The organism is Bradyrhizobium canariense (assembly GCF_018130465.1).
Lineage (GTDB): Bacteria > Pseudomonadota > Alphaproteobacteria > Rhizobiales > Xanthobacteraceae > Bradyrhizobium > Bradyrhizobium canariense_C.
Map to the genome: position 1 here is coordinate 154,308 of NZ_JAFCKJ010000003.1, position 17,987 is coordinate 172,294.

Consider the following 17,987-nt stretch of genomic DNA (forward strand, 5'->3'; position numbering starts at 1 on the left):
ACGCTTCGCTAATCCACCCTACGAACAAGACTCACCCGCGCTTGAACGGCGCGACCTCGATCCCTGCATCCTTCAAAGCCTGCCGCAGGCCGCGCGCGATGTCGACTGCGCCGGGCGTGTCGCCGTGGATGCACACCGTGTCGGTGCGCATCTTGATGACCTTGCCCGTGACCGAGACCACCGCGCCGTCCTGCACCATGCGCACCACGCGGTCGGCGATCGCCTTGGCGTCGTGCAGCACCGCGCCTTGCTTCTTGCGCGAGACAAGGTTGCCATCGTCCTCATAGGCGCGGTCGGCGAACACCTCGTGCACCATCGGCAGATTGGCGTCTTCGCCAGCCTTCACCAGCTTCGAATTGGCGAGCACGACGAAGATCAGGCTGGGGTCGACCGCCTTGATGCCGGCGGCGATCGCCTTCGCCGTCATGTCGTCCTCGCAGGCGACGTTGGAGAGCGCGCCATGCGCCTTCACGTGGGTCACCTTGTGGCCGGCCGCCGTCGCGATCGCCTGCAGCGCGCCGATCTGGTAGGCGACGAGGTTCTCGATCTCGGACGCCTTCAGGCCCGCGATCGGATGCCGTCCAAAACCGTGCAGGTCGCGATATCCAGGGTGCGCACCGACCGAGACGCCCCGCGCTTTCGCCAGCTCGACCGTCCGGCGCATGATGTCGGGGTCGCCGGCGTGGAAGCCGCAGGCGACGTTGACCGAGCTCGCCAGTTCGATCATCGCGGCATCGTTGCCCATCTCCCACGCGCCAAAACCTTCGCCGAGATCGCAATTGAGATCGATCGTCTTCATGGTGCTCTCCGCCTCTGGTCGATTTATCGCTTACGGTTCCACCGCGACCTGCCAGGTCCCGGCATCGACGGCACTTACGGCATGGCCCGCGACGTTGGCATCGCTGAGCGCTTCGATGTTGAGCGCGACGGTGTCGGCGGAGCGCAGGCGATCGGGCAGGTTGCGGATCAGTTGCGCGAATTTCCTCGCCTCGTCCTGCGCCTCGGCCATGCTGACGGCCTCGAAGCGGAACGCCGTTCCTGCCGAGGTCTGCGCCAGGCGGCCGACATCGGCCGTAATCACGGTCGCGATCTTCGGGTAGCCGCCGGAGGTGCCGCGGTCCATCATCAGCGCGATCGGCGCGCCGTTGCCGGGCACCTGGATGCTGCCGTTGACGGTGCCGTCGGAGACGATGTTGTGGCCATGCAGATGCTTGATCGCGGGGCCCTCGAGCCGGTAGCCCATGCGGTCGGAGGTCGCCGAGATCTTCCACTCGCTGTCGAGGAACAGCGCCTTGTTGGCGTCGTCGAACTCGTCGTCCTGCGGTCCCAGCAGGACGCGGATCGGACCGCTCGACGGCTTCGGTAGTTCGATGCGCAGTTCCGGTGCACAGCTTGCGGCATCGACGGTGAATTCGTCGCCGGCCTGCAGCGGGCGCGGGTAGGGGCTGCCGAGACCGGCACGGGCGTTGACCGCGAGACTGCCGAACACCGGCTCGCCCTTGATCCCGCCTTCGATCGCCAGATAAGTGAACGCACCGCCGCGGGCGAAGCCCAGCGTCAGCGTCTCGCCGTCTTTCAGCGTCACCGATGTGTCCATGGCGACCGGACTGCCGGCGATGTCCGCATTGCGGGGCGCGCCTGAAATCGCGACGCGCACGGCGCCATCGCGCGCTTTGAACGCGGCGCCGAACGGGCCGACCTCGACGACCGCTGCGAACGGTTCGTTGCCGACAAGCGTGTTCGCTGCCGCGAGCGACAGGCGGTCCATCGCACCGCTGACCGTCAGGCCATAGCGTTGTGCTCCGTGGCGCCCGCCGTCCTGGACGGAGCTTGCGGGTCCGATGCTGGCGATCACGAGCCGGCTCATGCGACCACCTGCTCGGCGACGATCTCGCCGGCCTCGGCGGCGCGGTCCTGTTCCTCGAACGTCTTGTGGTCGATGGCGAAAAACGTCACGCGATCGCCGGGTTCGGTGAGGAAGGTCGGATTGCGGTGGAGCTGATAGGTCCGCACCGGCGTGCGGCCGAGCAGGTGCCAGCCGCTCGGGGCTGCCAGGCACTGGATTCCGGCCTGGATGCCGCCGATCGAGATGGTGCCGGCAGGCGTCAGCAGCCGCGGATTCTGCCGCCGCGACATCTGCAGGGATTTGTCGAGGCCGCTGAGATAGGACCAGCCCGGCGTGAAGCCGATCATGGCGACCTTATAGTCGCCGGCGACGTGGCGCGCGACGATGTCCTCGGGTGTGGTGTTCAGCGTCTTCGCGACGTCCTCGAGGTCGATGCCGTGCTCGCCGCCATAGGCGACGGGAATGCGCCAGCGGCGCGCCCTGGTGGCCGGCGGCAGCGGCTGGCTGGCGAGCGCGAGCAGCTTTTCGCCAAGTGCGTCGAAGCCGATCTTGCCGGGATCGTAATGCACCAGCAGCGAGCGATAGGTCGGCACGGACTCGGTGATGCCATCGATCGGGCTTGCTGCGAGCACCTTGTCGAGCGCCAGCACGCGCTGGTTGGCGTCGTCGTCGATGGTGCGGCTGAACTCGACCGTGACGGCGCTGTCGCCACTGGGCAGCAGGCGGGGCGGGGGAAGCGTCGCGGACATGGGCTGTCGAAATCGGGCTTCTGGAGATACGCGGGCTCGGCCTTGAGTTCCGCTGTCCCTGCTTCGCGTAAATGCGCCCGCAAGTCCAATAAATTAATGCAGGGGGAGACGATAAAGCCTTGTTATCGCGACGCATAACAGCGCTTCGGCCCTGCATTATTGGTATCTCCTTGGCCCTTGACGCAAGGCCCGCACCCCGCAAGATGCGCGCGTTCTTTCCCGCCCATCCCGGAGCTCGTCTGTTTCCATGTCGCTGTCCCCCGAAGCCCGCAAGACCCTCGCCGGCATCACCACTGCCACCATCACCACGGTCCTGCTCAAGAAAGGCCTGCGCAACATCTGGATGCGCGGCGCGCGTCCGCTGCGCCCGGGTTTGCCGCGCCTGGTGGGACCGGCCTTCACGCTGCGCTTCGTGCCGGCGCGGGAGGATCTGGCGACGCCGGAATCCTGGTCGTCGCCGATCTCGACCCGCACCGCGATCGAGGCAATGCCGGAGGGTTGCATCGCCGTGGTCGATGCCATGGGCATCACCGACGCCGGCATCTTCGGCGACATCCTGTGCGCGCGCATGATGAAGCGCGGCGTCACCGCACTCGTCACCGACGGCGTCGTGCGCGACGTCGAGGGCGTGCTCGGCACCAACCTGCCGGTCTGGTGCGACGGCTATGCCGCACCGCCGTCGGTTGCCGGTCTGACCTTCGTCGGCTGGGGCGAGCCGATCGGCTGCGGCGGCGTTGCGGTGTTCCCGAACGACATCGTGGTCGCCGACCAGGACGGCTGCGTGCTGATCCCGCAGGCAATGCTCGAACACGTGCTCAATGAGGGTGTCGAGCAGGAGCGGATGGAAGCCTGGATCGTCAACGAGGTGAACAATGGCGCGGTGCTCCCGGGCCTCTATCCCATGAATGCCGAGACCAAGGCGCGCTACGCCGCAAGCAAGAAGTAACCGGGAAGGAAACGAGGTAAATCCAATGGAGATCACTATTGCGGGCACGCGGCCGACACGCCGTGCGCCCAAGGAACACTTCACCGGCACCGTGTGGCAGGACCCCGTGATCATGGCGCCCGCGCCGGCGCGGCTGAACTGCTCGCGCGTCTCGTTCGAGCCCGGCGCGCGCACCAACTGGCATCACCATCCGCTCGGGCAGACGCTCTATGTGATTTCCGGAGTCGGCCAGGTCCAGTCCAAGGGCGGCCCTGTCAGGGAGATCCGTCCAGGCGACACCGTGTGGATTCCGCCGGGCGAGTTGCACTGGCACGGGGCTTCGCCGACCAACGGCATGACCCATATCGCCATGCAGGAAGCGCTCGACGGCGTGTTCTCGACCTGGCTGGAGCCGGTGACCGACGCGGAGTACGGGGCGGCGATCGGCTAGCTCCGCCCCGACAAGACGCATCGCGTACCGCGATGCGTCGCTGCTTGTCCGGGACACGACACCCTACATCCGCTCCGCCGTCCAGGTGCCCGTGCACATTGTGCCGCGCCATGTGCCGGAGCCCGATGTACCGCTGAGCCGGCCGAAGCCGACTGCGCGCTTGATGCCGGTGCTCAAGGTGACGTTGATGCTGCCGGCGTCCGCGACGCGGCCGGACGCCGACACCACGGCGCTGCTCGATGCGATCTGGCCGTTGCTGATCCCGATCGCGACCGTTGCGCCGTTGCCGCAGGTCTCGCTCGATGACGAGATGCGGACATTCCATGCGCCGTCAAAGGTGGAGGTGGCCGCGCCTGCCTGCGTCAGCGGGAAGGCGATGGCGACAATGGTGACGAAGAGACCCTTGCGAAATCCGTTCATGACACGCCCCTTGGGTTGATCCGGGGGCACCATGGCAGACGCGGCGGGCGGACGATGTGAGGGGGGTCACGCACCTCACCGGAGCACCGCTCCGGCGTGTCGGAAGTGTTTTGCTAGGGTTCCTCTCCGCGATGGCAAGCCCGGACGGGCCTGCCATGAACGGTCATTTCGACGTCGAAGTGCGATCGAGCACGCGCGCTAGCGCAACGGCGGAGTTCGCATCGACCCGCGCCACCTTGGCGATCGTTTTCCTCAATTCGGACGCCTCGGATGCGAAAAGTCTGTCCGGGTCGTCCGGGGCTCCGGTGACGCCGGAGAGGAGGCTGAGCTGCATCCCTCCCAGAACCTGCGCCACGGCCGGCGTTGCGCTCTTGCCGAGGGCTCCGTTCAAGAGAGGTCCCCGCGAACCGCGGTGGGCGCTTTTCGGCGTCATTCGCTCAACGAGCTTGTCGAAGCTCGTCTGGTAGGCGCCGATGGCGATGAGGCGATCGTTTTCAGCCAATTCGGGCGACGTGATGACTTCGGAGCGCAGCGCCAGCATCTGCTCCTCTGCACGGTCGAAATCTCGCGTCATGACGACGCGCGCGACGTCTTGCCAGCGCCGATGGAAGCCCAGCTGCGTCAGCGGATTGATCGTGTCCGGTCCGTCGGCGAACAGAGTGCCCGTAAACTCGACGGCGAGCAGACAGTAGTTCAATCCGGCGACACGCTTGCCGTCCGATAACAGCTGGTCGTCGGTGACGACCAATCGCTTTGCCGTGGCCTCGTCGAGTTCGGGGCCTGCGACCAGGAGATAGCCGCTGCGGCCGAGCGCGTTTCCGTCCGCATAGGACAACAGTGGCGTGACGATGTTGAGTCCGAACAAGCCGGCGATGCGGTCGTAGACTTTTTCCGCGACACGCACGCCCTCCGACACGCCGGGCACCAGCCCGGTCTGCGTCGTCAGGTCGGCCGCAAGCTGCAGGATTTGCTGGGCGACGTCATGGTAGGGCAGGCGGAACAAGCCCACGAACAGGGACAGATTGTCCTCCTTCATGGGCGCGCGCCTGACGGCGTAGATATTCCTGAACTCGATATAGCCCGGAGCAGCTGCCCCTGCGGACTTGAGTTGGGCGGCGATCTCGTCATTGCTCAAGATCGTCGGCTTGCGCTGCCGGCCGTCGCCGAAGCTGAACTCCGTCAGGACGACGCCAAGCGGCAGGAATGAACTGAAGAACTGGCCGCCTTCGCTCAGGCCCATCTCGACCATGCGGAGTCCGAAGTAGCTTGCTTCGGGAATGAAGGCTGCTCCGGTCGAAATCGCGTTGTCGCCGGAAGCCGGCACATAGCCGACATAGGGACGCTTCAATTCGCGGCTCGCCCAATGTTCGACAGTATTCTTGAATGTGGTCCAGACAGTCATGACAGGATCCGATCCCGGCTCAATTGCAGCGTGTTGCCCAATCCGTGGACTGCGCGAGCAAGATGGGCGAAAGCCAGATCGGGCTGTCCTCGTCGTCGGCCAGACGCTCCCAAGAAGCTCGGCAGGCCTTCCGGAACGCAAGGCAAACGGACCGCGTTTCATGCAGTTCGCTGTAGAACGCCTTGGCGAAATGAGGGGCGCGGTCATCCTCCACGTTCCAGCGGAATCCCAAGGCATAGGGGATTCCGTTCATCACCAGCTGTTGCACGCTGCCCCTGGAGATGCCGCGGCAAGCGGAGAGATAGACCAGCGTAGCCGTCGAAAGACCTTCGGATGCGACCATTCTGTCGAGCTTCAGCCCGATCGCTTCTTCCGGCCTTGTGCCGGGAAGGACGAGAGACACGGTTTTCTGGCCGTCACTCCAGGCATGGCCGGCGTAGTGGAGGATCGACGGCCGAAAATGAGCAAGCCGCTGCAGCAAATGGGGCACGGCCTCGTTGCTGGGGGTGCCGGATAGGTCGACAACCTCCAGCTCGAAGCAGCCGGCGCCGGCCAATTCCTTCAGGTATTGCAGTTCAACGTCGATATTGCCGAGCTTATCGAACGTCTTGCCGTCGCAGATCACCCGTTCGAGCTTGCGGTCCGGGTGCTCGCCGACCTGCGAGCGAACGAACATGAGCCTCGAGCCTGGCTCGATGCGCCCGCGCTCGGCTCTCGCCCCTCTCTGCAGCCGAATAGCCGACGGCACGCGTCGGACGATAGGGGCGTGAAGAAGCACGAATGGCCCGTTCTCTTCAGCGAGATATCGTACGCTCGCCTCGAAGGGCACAGGATAGTATCCGGCATCGTTGATCACGAAGCGGAACGATAGTCCTGCCAGCCCACCGGCCGCCCTCTCGATCTGCGAAAACAGGTGCTCGCCGATCGCCTTGACGACGAAGCTCTTGAACAGCCGTGTTCCGACACCCCGCGTCTGGGCGAGCCAGTTCTTGGGCAGGCTGGTGCCGATCCAGTGATCCGCATCCGCGCGGTCCTGGGGTATCTCGTCCCGCCCATAATCCCGGGCGGCAGACTTCAGATCATCCAGATCGCTGACTGTGTTCCAGCGCAGCATTGGAGAGCCGTCGTCGCCGGTTCCGAGACGGCATTCCACCTTGGCGCTATGGATTTCCGTTTCGATCACCCGGAACGCGCCAGGAATGGCGCCCTTCTCATCGGGATGCCCGGTCAGCATCGCAATGAACGGCTTAAGGATTCGATGCCGGTGGAGCTGCAGGGCGTCCATGGGCAGGATCAGGGCGTTGTCGGCTCTGCTGCACTCCTGCTCGAGATCAGGGCAGGCCCCGAACGACGGAGCGATGACGAGGACGGACGTGTGAGGGTCTCGGGCCTGCACGACGGTGCTGAGCAAATCCTGCGCGGCGACCGTCGTTCGCGTGTCGCGATGGACGCGCGGGTCCATCGGCAATCCGGCATCGAGGACGAGCAACTCGGTGTCGTTCGCAATGAGCCACTCGTTGGTCTGGTCCGTCGTCATCAGCTGCTTGTCGTGCAGGTTCTCCGGATCGACGCCTGCCGCGAGCAGATGCGTGCGCAGTGTTTCGAACATGCCCGGTTCGGCCGTGGCTATCGCTATCCTTGCGGTCATGCTGATGCCTCCTGCGCACATAATGGCAAGTCGAATTCGAATCCCATGCCGTCCAGTTCGGTCAAGCTCCCATCATGCTGCTCGACGGCTTTCTGTATCGCCTCTACGGCAACGCTGGCCATTTGCCGGGCCCGGGACTGACTCCGCTCGATCAGATCGGCGGCCGACGGATCCAGCGGCTGCGCGGTGACCGCAGGGATGCGCATGGATACGAACAGACGATGCGGTGGTCGTTCCGCGACGGTCACCGTGAGCCGATCGGTCGGGGTGACGCGGAGCGATAGAAGCGAGCTGAGCGCCGAGCGAAATGCGAAGCTCAATCGCTCCAACCAGCCGCTGACGATCAGACGAGCTGCGTCCGTGATTTCGTCCTCTATATCGATCGCGTCACGATCTTCGACGGGAAGTCCCTCGATCTCGTGATAGAGCGCTTCCAATACGTTGAATGGGGTCGGTGCTTCCTGCGGCGTCTGCTGCACGGTCAAACGTTCGGACAGACGTTCGAAGGTGAGATCAGCCTTCAGGAGATGATTGGCCGCCTGCTCCAGCATGTTGGCGCAATTTCTCATCAGTTCGGGTTTGCTTAGAAGGGACTGGGCGCTGCGCAACAAACCATCGGCCATGAGCAGGGGAGCCCGGGTCTCGCGCGCAACAGCCGTGACCGTCTCCTCCAGATATCCCCAGTCGCTTTCTCGGCTTTGATCGGCGAGGCTCGTGAACAGCCACAGGTGGTGGCCATAGTCGTCATTCAACGGCTCGCGGTTTGCAAGGGTGGTCACCTCGGTGCGCGGTGCGTCGCCGATCGTCAGGTGAATGTGAAGTCGGTGCTGGATACCGGATTGGGACAGTTCCTCGATATCTTCGTCTCGTGCCCCGAACGACACGAGTTCGCGGTCTCGTGCCTGACCGAAAATACTCTCGGCCGCGCCATTCATGTGACAGATCTTGCCGACCGCGTCGACGATGACGGCCGCCTGCTCAATCCTGTTCATGAGCGCCAACTCGATCGCTTCGTGCCAGCGCGCCGCAAAAATCTGCTCGCAGTCGGCGGCGAGTCCGCGGGCCGCTTCGCGATCGGGTCCGAGAAAGGCGTTGGATTCCGAAGATTCCATATCGAGGATCATCTCGATCTTGCCATTCACGAAGAGGGGGACGGTCATCGCGGATCGCTGATCCGGCGCGGTCTGAATGAAGCCGTAGTTCCGCTTGGAATCGCTGATGTCTGGAACGACAAGAATGGACCGCTGGGCGAGACAGCTGCCGAGCATTCCGCTGGATAGGTCCTGGGTGTATTCGGACTTCTGGGCGGCGGACTTCACGAGCAGGTTTCGGTCGTTCTTGACGTGCTCGGCGACCAGCACGAACTTGCCGCGCGCGCGGTCCACCCGGAATACACCGACGTACTCCCAGCCGAAGCATTGTGTGGTGCCTGTCGCCAGCAGTGTGGCAATGGTGCGGGCGCTCGGCGCCTTGTTCAAATTGTCCTTGAGCTCGCGCAAGGCGCGCGCCTGAGCGTGCTCGATGGCCGCGTCCGCAGCCTGCAAGATTTCCTCGACTCCGAGATTCTGCAGGGTCCGGAGGTCGGCGGCCGTATATTTGTGGTTACGGGACATGAGAGCCAGCGAGCTTCCGAACCGGCCGCCCGCCTTCCGAATCGGCAACACAACCATCGATTTGAAATCGTCGGAGAGGATCGCCTTGCTGACGGGGTTGTCCTTTTCCTCCGGGTTGAGCTGCTCGACGAATTTGCTCAGGTCGTTATTCCACGTCTTGCCCTGTTCGAGCCATTGAATCACATCAGCCGTTACCTTGAACCAGCGTGTACTCCACTCCCAGCGAGGTTTAGGAAAGACGGTGAGCGCTCGCCAATAGTCGCTGAGGTCGTTGTAGACCCCGAATGCGGACATCTCGAACGGAATGACCTTTTCGACGACCCGCAGCATGGCCTCGATGATCTCTTGCGGGTCTGCGTGCTCGGCAAGAACGGTCTTCAGCTGCTGGCGCGCCAAATCCTCGTTGAGGGGAGCGAACAACAACAACAGCCCGGTCGAGCTATTCTGTTCCTCCATGTACGGCGCTGCACTGACTCTCGCCAGGACGGAGCGGCCATCCATCGGACGAAGCCGCACGAAATCCGTAAATCCCGTTTGTGTGCCGATCCATTCGTCAAACCGGCTCGTCGTGCCTTCGTCGTCGGGCGCGAAGACATCGGACAGCGACATCTCCTTGAGGGTCGCCTCGGCGAAGCCGAGAATCTGCACGGCCCGCTCGTTTGCGAACCGGATCTTGCCCGCCCGATCGGTCCTGAGCACGCCGTCCTGCAAGGCGTCAAGGCGGCTCCGTTCGGCGCTCTGATCCAGGAGGAGGGCGTAATTGCCTTGCTGCCCGTCTTCGTCGCGCAGCGGGCCGATCTCGACCCTGACCTGGCGGATCAACTTATTGGTCCGGATGTCTACGCGCAGGCTTGTGTTGTGGTTTGCCTTGAGGGCAGCGCCCACGTCGGCCGCACGGGACCCGAACAGCCGGGGAAACGGAGCGTTGCGACCGTCGGGAATGAGCTTGTCGAACGCCGCATTCGCATAGACGATGCGGCCATCGCCTGCCAGTTCGACGAACGGGATGTCGCTGTGATGCGCGGCCTCGTCGAGCGCGTCGTACCGATCGGAAAGCACACTCAGGAGCGCGGTTTGCGATTGAAGGATCTTGTCGACGGCTTCGGCAGCCAGACCAAACTCCGAAACGAGCATTCGGGCCAGCTCGTCGACGAGGGGCTTGAGCGCGGTCTTCAGGCCGTTCTGCCTGCTCCTGAGCGCGCCGATCACATGGCGCCGGATGCCTCGCTCAGTCTTCAAGAAATCCTGGTCCCAGTCACCTGAGATGAGCGATGGCGCTGCACGGAGTTCCTCCATAACAACCTCGCTAACGCAACTGTGGAGCGAAACGCTAAGGTGCTTGAGCCGGCACAAAAATTCGAGTGCTGCCGGTCTGAGCGCATCGGCGGGACGAGAGGCGCCAAGGCGACTTTTGACCGCGCAAATTCGTCGTTCAACCTAAGCTAGAGGCGATCGCGGCCGTCCTAGTATTAACTAGTTCACAGAAACGCCCTGAATTTCAGCGATCGGATCCGACGCTGTGGCTTTGCCGGGCAAGCACGGGCGCAGCGGCAATCGCCGTTGCCCGCTGGAGCAGGGTAACGCTCAATCCCACCGCATCACGCGCGCGTGATAGGACCCTCAGTTCGCACGCGTCCAGGTCTGGCCGCCGCAGAGCATGCCGCCGAAGGCGCAGCCCTGCACGCGCAGGCGATCGGTGCCCTTCAGCGCGATGGTTGAATCGTAGGTCGAGCCGGAGTTCGGATCGAGGATGCGGCCGGACCATTTCTGGTCCTTGTTCTGGTCCTTGCCGGGCTTCATGTTAATCAGAACCTGCTCACCATTCTGGTTCGATTTCGAATCGACCGAGTAGCCGCAGAGATTGTTGCCGCATTGCTCGATCCGGACCTTGCCTTCCTTCTCCTCGGTGAGCCAGACGCCGAGCGGTGAATTGAGATCGCGCGCGGGCGCGGCTGCGGGAGCTGGCGGCGCGACGGCAGCGGCCTGAACGGGGGCAGGCGCCGGGACGGGAGGCGGAGACGGCGCCGGAGGCACGGCTGCGACGGTCGGGGCGGGCGGTGGAGGCGGTGCGGGTGGTACTGCGGCCGCCGTTGGGGCAGCGCTTGGAGCCGGCTGAGGCGGCGGCACAAGCGCCTCTTCGGGCGGAGCATTGTTAGCCGTCGTGGCGGGAGGAGCAGGAGGCGCCACGGCCGCTGGAGCTTGGATGGGAGCTTGGACAGGGGCCTGCTCGGCCGCCGGCGGCGCCGCGACAGGTGCGGGGGCCGGCGCTGGATTGGCTGGCGGCTGCGGGTCAGCCTTGGCTTGTTGCGGTGCCTGCGGGTCCGCTTTGGGAGCCCCCTTGGCATCGTTCTTGGCCTTCTTCGCCTTGCCCTGGCCGGTGTTGTCGTAGACGCCGGGGATTTGCACCGTGCCGCGGTCGGGATCGATGCGGATGGTACGCCCGCCATAGTCGAAGGTGTACTGCGCCTGCGCAGCGGTGCTCGCCAAAAGGAATGCGGCCGTGGCCAACAGCTTCCTCATTTCGCATCTCCTGAAACAGGTGGTCCCCGCACCGACGCTTACGCCCCGGTTCGATCGCAAAAAGTGATCTAGATCACTGTCACCGTATGAGTCGTGCTTCGGCGGTTCCGGGTTCAATAACGCCGGAGCCGGTCCAAAGTTTGGCCGAGGCAAGCGACAGGAGGACGCGGCCCTAATCGAACCAGGCGGCGTAGATCTTCTTGTAGCTGCCGTCCTCCATGGAAATGTGGAGCCATTGGTCGACGAACGCCTTCAGCGCCATGTCCCGCTGGAGCCAATACGCCTTCTCGGAGAAGTCGAACGGCTTTTCTGGATGCACCGCGCAGAGTACGCCTTGATGCTGCTTTTGCTGGTAGCGCGTCTCGGAGGCGTCCGTCATCATCAGGTCGGCATTGCCCTTGGCGATCTCGTCGAAGATCACGGTGTTGTCCGGGAAGACGGTGATGTCGGCGTCCTTGATGTTGGCGCGCGCGAAGCGCTCGTTGGTGCCGCCGGGATTGACGATCACGCGGGTGCCCTTCTTGTCGATGTCGGTGATGCTCTGGTATTTGCCGACATCGGCACAGCGCGCGATCGGCGTCTTGCCCTCGCGCATGATCGGCGTGGAGAAGAAGCCCTTCCTCTGCCGGTCGAGCGTGACCGAGACGCCGCCCATGGCGATGTCGAACTGATCGGCCTCGAAATCCTTCATCAGCTTCGGCCAGGCCGTCGGCACGAATTCAACCTTGACGCCGAGCGCCTTGCCGAGTGCCTCCGCCATGTCGACATCGAAGCCGTTGAACTGCTGCGTCGTCTTGTCGAGATAGGTGAAGGGCTTGTAGTCGCCGGTCATGCCGACGCGCAAAGTGCCGCGCTTGACGATCTCGTCGAGGCGGGACGGCGCCGCCTGCTGGGCGTGAGCCGAAAGGTTTGCCAGCAGGACCACGGCCAAAGTCGCCAAAATTCGAATGGTCATTCGAACGATCATCTCTTTTCCACCCATGTCCGAGCTGTCATTGTGCAGCTCGTGAGGGTTGGATTTAGACCAGATGCCCGTCGCTGGCGAGGCGGAATTGAAGGGAATTTTGAAGTGACGATCTCGATGTATGACGCCTCGGTCGGAGTCTTCGTGCCGTATCTGCGCAACCTGTCCGCATTGCTCGACAAGGGCGTCGCCTATGCCGAAACCCGGAAGTTCAATCCGGCCGTCCTGCTCGGCATGCGCATGGCGCCCGACATGTACGATCTGGCGCAGCAGATCGGGGAGGCCTGCCGCCATGCCACGGTCGCATCAGCCTTGCTGGCCGAGCGCGAGCCGGTGACGCTGCCGGTACTGGAGCACGACATGGCGGGGCTCCAGGCCCGCATTGCGACGTCCATCGAGTTCATCGAGAGCCTGCCGCGCGCGGAGATCGACGCTGCGGCGGAACGGAATGTCTTCTTCAGGCTGAAGAACGGGACCGAGTTACCCTTCACCGGGCGGACGCTGCTGCTGACCTTCAGTGTCCCGCAGTTCTTCTTTCACGTGACGACGACCTACGACCTGCTGCGGCACGCAGGCGTCGAGCTCGTGAAGAAGGATTATCTCGGGCGACGATAAGCCTAGAGTATCGGTTCTGATTGAATCAGAACCGATACTCTAGATTGTTGTTTTGACGCGTTTTCTTCACGCGAACTGGTATCCACTTCGCTCGAAAACGCGCTAGGCTTCGCCCCTGCGCTCGTAATCGGCGAGCGAGCTGCGGCCGGCGATCTCGCTGCGCAGCTCTTCGAAGCGCCGATGTGCCTCGTCCTCGTGCGCGTCGACGAAATGCACCGCGGCTTCGCTCGTCATCGGGCCGTTGACCACCGGCACGGACTGTTCGCCGATGGTTTCGTGGACGTAGAACTGGCCGTCGTCGCCGCGATGGACCGTCCATTTCAGGCGGATCGCCACCATTGGCCCCGGACCGACCTTGCTATAGCCGTCGGCGTCGGTGTGCTCCGGCACCAGCGGCTGCTCCTCGACCACCGGATGCTCGTCGACAACAGGGGGCTCGTCGGCGACCCCATGCTCACCAGCAACCACCATTTCCGTCACGGTCACGGTCTCGGTCTCGCGGACCACGAGAACGGGCTCGGGGTGCTCCAAAATGCTGGCGATGGTCGCCAGCGCGTGGTCGGTCGGGTCGATCTCTGACAAGGGTCCATCCTCCAACTCGCCGCGGCCGGCAAGTCTGTCCCACTGCCGCCGCGGCCAAGCTTATTACGCGGGTTTGATTAAGGCTGAGTTTGGGCTCGATCTGCACCAAAATGGGACGCATTCTGTCCTTCCGGAGGCGGGCGGGTCGACCGCCCGGCCAGGAGGACCGCCCGCCCACGAGATCGGCTCAGCCCAGGACATCCTGATTGATGATGTTCTGCCGGATGGGATCGCCGTCCAGCACACTCAGGATGTTGCGCGCGGTCTGCTCGCTCATCCGGCTCACCGCCTCGACCGTGACGCCGGCGACATGCGGGGCCATGATGACGTTGGGCAGCGCGAACAACGCGTTGCTGACCGGCGGCGGTTCTACCTCGAACACGTCGATGCCGGCACCGGCGAGCTTGCCCGAGACCAGTGCATCGTACAGCGCCGTTTCCTTCACGATGCCGCCGCGGGCGGTGTTGATGAGATAGGATTTCGGCTTCATCCGGCCAATCCGCGCCGCGTCGAACAGGCCGACCGTTTCCGGCGTCTTCGGGCAGTGGATGGTGACGAAATCGGCGTGAGGCAGCGCGGCATCGAGGTCGGCGACCGGCTCGCAGCCTGCAGCTTTGATATCTGCGGCTCCCTTGTAGGGATCGTAGACCTGCACATTCATGTCCATTGCCAGGCAGCGCTTGGCGGTACGGGTGCCGATGCGGCCGAAGCCGATGACAAGGACGGTCTTGCCGTAGAGATCGAACGGCAGCATGCCGAGCCGGTCGGCCCATTTGCCGTCCTTGACGCAGGCGTGCATCTCCTGCGCGCGTTTTGCCAGTGTCAGCATCATGAATAGCGCGTGCTCTGCGACCGAGGGCGAGTTCGCGCTGCCCGCGACCATCAGCGGCACCTTGCGGCGGGAAAGAGCGGGGACGTCGACGGCGTCGTAGCCGACGCCGATCCGCGTCACCACTTTCATGTCCTTCGACGCTTCGAGCTCGGTCTCGCCGAAGGCGGTGGCACCAAGCGCCACGCCGTGGACCGGCGCATGGCTCGCGAGCAAGGCCTCGAAATCCTTGGCGGAGATCAGGTTCGGAAACTCGATGAGCTCGATGTCATCTCGCTGGGTGAGGAGGGCGCGCGCCCCTTGCGACAAAGTTTGCGTGACAAAGATTTTCTTCTTGTTGGTCGACATCGTCCCTACCTGCGCGAGTTTCTTGCCCGGCCGTCACAATACGGCGCCGGTCGCCTCGTTTAGCAGGTGCATATTGTTGAGGTCCATCGCCAAACGCATGGGTGCCCCGTCCTTGGCGCCCGCATTGGGATCGACACGGCCGCAGATCGGCGTGCCTTCCAGGCCGAAATAGACCAGCGTCTCCATTCCCATCGGCTCGGTGACATCAAGCACGGTGTCGAAGGTCTCGACACCCGGCTCCAGATGCGCATTCGATTCTGTCAGATGTTCGGGACGGATGCCGAGCAACAGGTTTTCAGTCCGGGGCAGCACGCTGTAACGGGCGGCGCGGGCCGGCGGCAACGGGAATGAGATGCGGTCCGTCAGGCGGACGTTGAGCTTGCCGCCGACGTCCTCGAGCCGGCACGGAATGAAGTTCATCGCGGGCGACCCGATGAAGCCCGCGACGAAGCGCGTCGCCGGCTTGTGGTAGAGTTCGTTCGGCGTGCCGATCTGCTCGATGCGGCCCTTGTTCATCACCACCACGCGATCGGCCAGCGTCATCGCCTCGACCTGGTCGTGGGTGACGTAGACCGTCGTGGTGCGCACCTTCTGGTGCACCTTCTTGATCTCGATCCGCATCTGCACGCGCAGCTTGGCATCGAGATTGGACAACGGCTCGTCGAACAGGAAGACTTTTGGGTTGCGCACGATGGCCCGCCCCATGGCGACGCGCTGGCGCTGCCCGCCGGAGAGCTGCTTCGGCTTGCGATCGATCAGGTCGGTGATGTCGAGGAGGCGGGCGGCTTCCGTCACCCGCGCCTTGATCTCGGCCTTCGGGTAGTGTTTCAGCCGCAGCCCGAACGACATGTTCTCCGCGACCGTCATGTGCGGATAGAGCGCGTAGTTCTGAAACACCATCGCGATGTCGCGGTCCTTCGGCGGCACGTCGTTGACGACGTCGCCGCCGATCATGATGTCGCCGTCGGTGATGTCCTCGAGCCCTGCGATCATCCGCAACGTCGTCGACTTGCCGCAGCCCGATGGCCCCACCAGCACGATGAACTCATGGTCGGAGATGTCGAGATCGATGCCGCGCACCGCCTCGACGTCGTCGTAACGCTTGATCACCTTCCGCAACGCAACCTCAGCCATAAGCCATCAACCCTTCGTCGCGCCGGCGGTCAGGCCGGCAATGTAATAGTCCATCAGGAATGCGTAGATCACCAGCGGCGGGGCTGCGCCAAGCAGCGCGCCGGTCATGATCTGACCCCAGTTGAAGACGTCGCCCTTGATCAGCGTTGTGGTGATGCCGACCGGCAGCACGAGCTGGTCGATGGATGTCGTGAACACCAGGGGATAGAGGAACTGCGCCCAGGACACGGTGAAGGCGAAGATGGTCGCTGCAATCAGGCCGGGCAGCGCTACGGGGATGAAAATCCGCGTCAGGGTCTGGAGCCAGGAGGCGCCGTCGATGAGAGCAGCCTCGTCCAGCTCCTTCGGGATCGAGGCGAAATAACCGATCATGATCCAGGTGCAGAACGGCACGGTCAGCGTCGGATAAATGAACACCAGCACGTACCAGCGGTTGAGAAGAGTGATGCCGGTGAACTCCTGAACCACCGCGAGCATCTTGAACAAGGGAATGAACAGGAGGCTGTCCGGGATCAAATAGGTGAGAAAGACGCCGGTCGCGAGCGTTGCCGAGCCCCAGAACTTCATCCGCGCCAATGCAAACGCCGCCGGAATGCTGATCAGCATCGTCACGATCACGACCACGATCGAGATCATCGACGAATTCCAGAAGAATCGCAGGAACTGGTTCGAGGTCAATAGCTCGACATAGTTCGACAGGGTCGGATGAAATACCCACCACGGATTGGTGGCGGCCGAGATCTCCGCGCTGCTCTTGAGCGAGGTGATCAGCATGTAGACCGGCGGTATCAGGAAGAAGATCGCAAACAGCACCAGGAAGAAGTAGGACCAGCGCAGCGCCCAGGTACGGTCGCGGCTCATGCTGCCAAGCTTGACCTTACGTGTCGGTCCGGTCTTGTCGATCGCAAGCGTGCTCATCAGGCTTCGTTCCCGCGTTTGTTGACATCACGCAGGATGAAGACCGCTGCGACGGCGAGGATCGGCACCATGAACAGCGAGACGCAGGCGCCGAGCGGAATGTCGCTGCTCTGGATGCCGACCTGGAACGCCCAGGTAGCGAACAGATGCGTCCGGTCCAGCGGACCGCCGGAGGTGAGGATACGCACGATGTCGAAATTGGCGAAAGTGACGATCAGCGAGAACAGCGTGGTGATGGCGATGATGTTGCGCATCATCGGCAAGGTGATGTGCCAGATCTTCTGCCACCAATTGGCGCCGTCGATCGCTGCGGCTTCGTAGAGCTGGTCGGGTACGGATTTCAGCGCGGCCAGGTACATGATCAGGAAGAACGGCGCGCCGTACCAGACATTGACGAGGATGACGGAGAAACGCGCCCAGAAGGTATCACCGAGCCACGGGATGGGCCCGATGCCGAAGAACGAGAGCGTATAGTTGAAGGCGCTGTAGGAGGGGTCGAACAGCCATAGCCATGCCAGCGTGCTCATCGCCGGCGGGATCACCCAGGGCACCAGCAGCATGCCGCGCCATTTACGTTGCTTTTTGCCGGGAATGTTGTGGACGAAATGCGCGACGATGAAGCCGATCAGAGCCTTGAAGACGACGGCGGTAATCGCAAAAATGCAGGACTGTCTCACCACCATCCAGAACGTCTCGCGCTTGAACAGAAAGGTGAAATTGCTGAGGCCGACGAACTTCGTCATCGCCTTGTTCAGCGTCGCCAGGTAGACCGAATAGAAGGCGGGGTAGAGCACGAGCAGGGCGATCAGGAGGATCAGCGGCAGCGTCAGGAAGAACGCCACGGTCGATTTTCGCCCCATTGCATGGCGCAGACTCGCCCGTTTGCGCGGGCTCGCAGCACGAGCGAGACGGCCTTGCTCTACGACGACATCGGCCATGACGTGAGCCTCTTTGCAGGACATGTAGCAGGACATGTAAAACGCCGAAGCCGGCGCAGCAGTCGGCTCCATTCGGCACGCGGAT

The 17,987-nt window shown here is 63.4% G+C and carries 17 protein-coding genes; 3 read left to right on the top strand and 14 right to left on the bottom strand.

Annotated features, from left to right (window positions below; genetic code table 11):
* Positions 1–31 precede the first annotated feature (31 nt).
* Genes JQ591_RS09550 through pxpB form a run of 3 tightly spaced genes read right to left on the bottom strand, consistent with a single transcriptional unit; the run spans position 32 to position 2,595 of the window.
* Complete coding sequence (locus JQ591_RS09550; RefSeq protein WP_211395765.1) at positions 32–799, bottom strand: LamB/YcsF family protein; 768 nt, start codon at positions 797–799, stop codon at positions 32–34.
* 30 nt (positions 800–829) lie between these two features.
* The gene (locus JQ591_RS09555) at positions 830–1,867 is read right to left on the bottom strand and encodes a biotin-dependent carboxyltransferase family protein (protein WP_211395766.1); all 1,038 of its coding nucleotides are present in this window, start codon (positions 1,865–1,867) and stop codon (positions 830–832) included.
* Positions 1,864–2,595, bottom strand: coding sequence for a 5-oxoprolinase subunit PxpB (gene pxpB / locus JQ591_RS09560; RefSeq protein ID WP_211395767.1), 732 nt, complete (start codon positions 2,593–2,595; stop codon positions 1,864–1,866). Before pxpB ends, JQ591_RS09555 begins: the two co-directional genes overlap by 4 nt.
* Before the next feature lie 247 nt (positions 2,596–2,842).
* Here pxpB and JQ591_RS09565 point away from each other — a divergent pair, with 247 nt between their 5' ends.
* Entirely contained in the window at positions 2,843–3,541 is a 699-nt protein-coding gene (locus JQ591_RS09565; protein WP_007590912.1) for a ribonuclease activity regulator RraA, read from the top strand.
* Between the two features lie 25 nt (positions 3,542–3,566).
* Positions 3,567–3,971, top strand: a complete 405-nt coding sequence (locus tag JQ591_RS09570) for a (R)-mandelonitrile lyase (RefSeq protein WP_211395768.1) — start codon at positions 3,567–3,569, stop codon at positions 3,969–3,971.
* A 63-nt stretch (positions 3,972–4,034) separates the two neighbouring features.
* Here the strand turns inward: JQ591_RS09570 and JQ591_RS09575 are convergent, their stop codons facing one another.
* From JQ591_RS09575 to JQ591_RS09600, 6 genes are all read right to left on the bottom strand, one after another.
* Entirely contained in the window at positions 4,035–4,391 is a 357-nt protein-coding gene (locus JQ591_RS09575; protein ID WP_211395769.1) for a hypothetical protein, read from the bottom strand.
* Positions 4,392–4,554: 163 nt separating this feature from the next.
* A complete protein-coding gene (locus JQ591_RS09580; RefSeq protein WP_211395770.1) occupies positions 4,555–5,793 on the bottom strand; it encodes a hypothetical protein in 1,239 nt (412 codons plus the stop codon).
* Between the two features lie 19 nt (positions 5,794–5,812).
* Entirely contained in the window at positions 5,813–7,441 is a 1,629-nt protein-coding gene (locus JQ591_RS09585) for a CHAT domain-containing protein (RefSeq protein ID WP_211395771.1), read from the bottom strand.
* A complete protein-coding gene (locus JQ591_RS09590) occupies positions 7,438–10,350 on the bottom strand; it encodes a PAS domain-containing protein (protein WP_211395772.1) in 2,913 nt (970 codons plus the stop codon). Before JQ591_RS09590 ends, JQ591_RS09585 begins: the two co-directional genes overlap by 4 nt.
* Before the next feature lie 324 nt (positions 10,351–10,674).
* A complete protein-coding gene (locus JQ591_RS09595) occupies positions 10,675–11,574 on the bottom strand; it encodes a DUF2147 domain-containing protein (RefSeq protein WP_211395773.1) in 900 nt (299 codons plus the stop codon).
* 172 nt (positions 11,575–11,746) lie between these two features.
* A complete protein-coding gene (locus JQ591_RS09600) occupies positions 11,747–12,529 on the bottom strand; it encodes a transporter substrate-binding domain-containing protein (protein ID WP_211395774.1) in 783 nt (260 codons plus the stop codon).
* 126 nt (positions 12,530–12,655) lie between these two features.
* Here JQ591_RS09600 and JQ591_RS09605 point away from each other — a divergent pair, with 126 nt between their 5' ends.
* A complete protein-coding gene (locus JQ591_RS09605) occupies positions 12,656–13,153 on the top strand; it encodes a DUF1993 domain-containing protein (RefSeq protein ID WP_211396415.1) in 498 nt (165 codons plus the stop codon).
* 102 nt (positions 13,154–13,255) lie between these two features.
* Here JQ591_RS09605 and JQ591_RS09610 read toward each other — a convergent pair whose 3' ends face one another.
* From JQ591_RS09610 to JQ591_RS09630, 5 genes are all read right to left on the bottom strand, one after another.
* A complete protein-coding gene (locus JQ591_RS09610) occupies positions 13,256–13,735 on the bottom strand; it encodes a hypothetical protein (RefSeq protein WP_211395775.1) in 480 nt (159 codons plus the stop codon).
* A 187-nt stretch (positions 13,736–13,922) separates the two neighbouring features.
* Entirely contained in the window at positions 13,923–14,912 is a 990-nt protein-coding gene (locus tag JQ591_RS09615) for a hydroxyacid dehydrogenase (RefSeq protein ID WP_211395776.1), read from the bottom strand.
* Positions 14,913–14,945: 33 nt separating this feature from the next.
* Positions 14,946–16,046 carry an ABC transporter ATP-binding protein gene (locus JQ591_RS09620; RefSeq protein ID WP_211395777.1) on the bottom strand — a complete coding sequence of 367 codons (1,101 nt, stop codon included), beginning with the start codon at positions 16,044–16,046 and terminating at the stop codon, positions 14,946–14,948.
* A gap of 6 nt (positions 16,047–16,052) precedes the next feature.
* Positions 16,053–16,964 (bottom strand): carbohydrate ABC transporter permease, encoded by a 912-nt coding sequence (locus tag JQ591_RS09625; RefSeq protein WP_211395778.1) that lies wholly within the window; start codon positions 16,962–16,964, stop codon positions 16,053–16,055.
* Complete coding sequence (locus JQ591_RS09630; RefSeq protein ID WP_211395779.1) at positions 16,964–17,902, bottom strand: carbohydrate ABC transporter permease; 939 nt, start codon at positions 17,900–17,902, stop codon at positions 16,964–16,966. Before JQ591_RS09630 ends, JQ591_RS09625 begins: the two co-directional genes overlap by 1 nt.
* Between the last annotated feature and the right edge of the window lie 85 nt (positions 17,903–17,987).

Excerpts from the sequence above, each read along its gene's own strand:
- JQ591_RS09550 (WP_211395765.1), bottom strand. The coding sequence starts at position 799 with ATGAAGACGATCGATCTCAATTGCGATCTCGGCGAAGGTTTTGGCGCG.
- JQ591_RS09555 (WP_211395766.1), bottom strand. The coding sequence starts at position 1,867 with ATGAGCCGGCTCGTGATCGCCAGCATCGGACCCGCAAGCTCCGTCCAG.
- pxpB (WP_211395767.1), bottom strand. The coding sequence starts at position 2,595 with ATGTCCGCGACGCTTCCCCCGCCCCGCCTGCTGCCCAGTGGCGACAGC.
- JQ591_RS09565 (WP_007590912.1), top strand. The coding sequence starts at position 2,843 with ATGTCGCTGTCCCCCGAAGCCCGCAAGACCCTCGCCGGCATCACCACT.
- JQ591_RS09570 (WP_211395768.1), top strand. The coding sequence starts at position 3,567 with ATGGAGATCACTATTGCGGGCACGCGGCCGACACGCCGTGCGCCCAAG.
- JQ591_RS09575 (WP_211395769.1), bottom strand. The coding sequence starts at position 4,391 with ATGAACGGATTTCGCAAGGGTCTCTTCGTCACCATTGTCGCCATCGCC.
- JQ591_RS09580 (WP_211395770.1), bottom strand. The coding sequence starts at position 5,793 with ATGACTGTCTGGACCACATTCAAGAATACTGTCGAACATTGGGCGAGC.
- JQ591_RS09585 (WP_211395771.1), bottom strand. The coding sequence starts at position 7,441 with ATGACCGCAAGGATAGCGATAGCCACGGCCGAACCGGGCATGTTCGAA.
- JQ591_RS09590 (WP_211395772.1), bottom strand. The coding sequence starts at position 10,350 with ATGGAGGAACTCCGTGCAGCGCCATCGCTCATCTCAGGTGACTGGGAC.
- JQ591_RS09595 (WP_211395773.1), bottom strand. The coding sequence starts at position 11,574 with ATGAGGAAGCTGTTGGCCACGGCCGCATTCCTTTTGGCGAGCACCGCT.
- JQ591_RS09600 (WP_211395774.1), bottom strand. The coding sequence starts at position 12,529 with ATGACCATTCGAATTTTGGCGACTTTGGCCGTGGTCCTGCTGGCAAAC.
- JQ591_RS09605 (WP_211396415.1), top strand. The coding sequence starts at position 12,656 with ATGTATGACGCCTCGGTCGGAGTCTTCGTGCCGTATCTGCGCAACCTG.
- JQ591_RS09615 (WP_211395776.1), bottom strand. The coding sequence starts at position 14,912 with ATGTCGACCAACAAGAAGAAAATCTTTGTCACGCAAACTTTGTCGCAA.
- JQ591_RS09620 (WP_211395777.1), bottom strand. The coding sequence starts at position 16,046 with ATGGCTGAGGTTGCGTTGCGGAAGGTGATCAAGCGTTACGACGACGTC.
- JQ591_RS09625 (WP_211395778.1), bottom strand. The coding sequence starts at position 16,964 with ATGAGCACGCTTGCGATCGACAAGACCGGACCGACACGTAAGGTCAAG.
- JQ591_RS09630 (WP_211395779.1), bottom strand. The coding sequence starts at position 17,902 with ATGGCCGATGTCGTCGTAGAGCAAGGCCGTCTCGCTCGTGCTGCGAGC.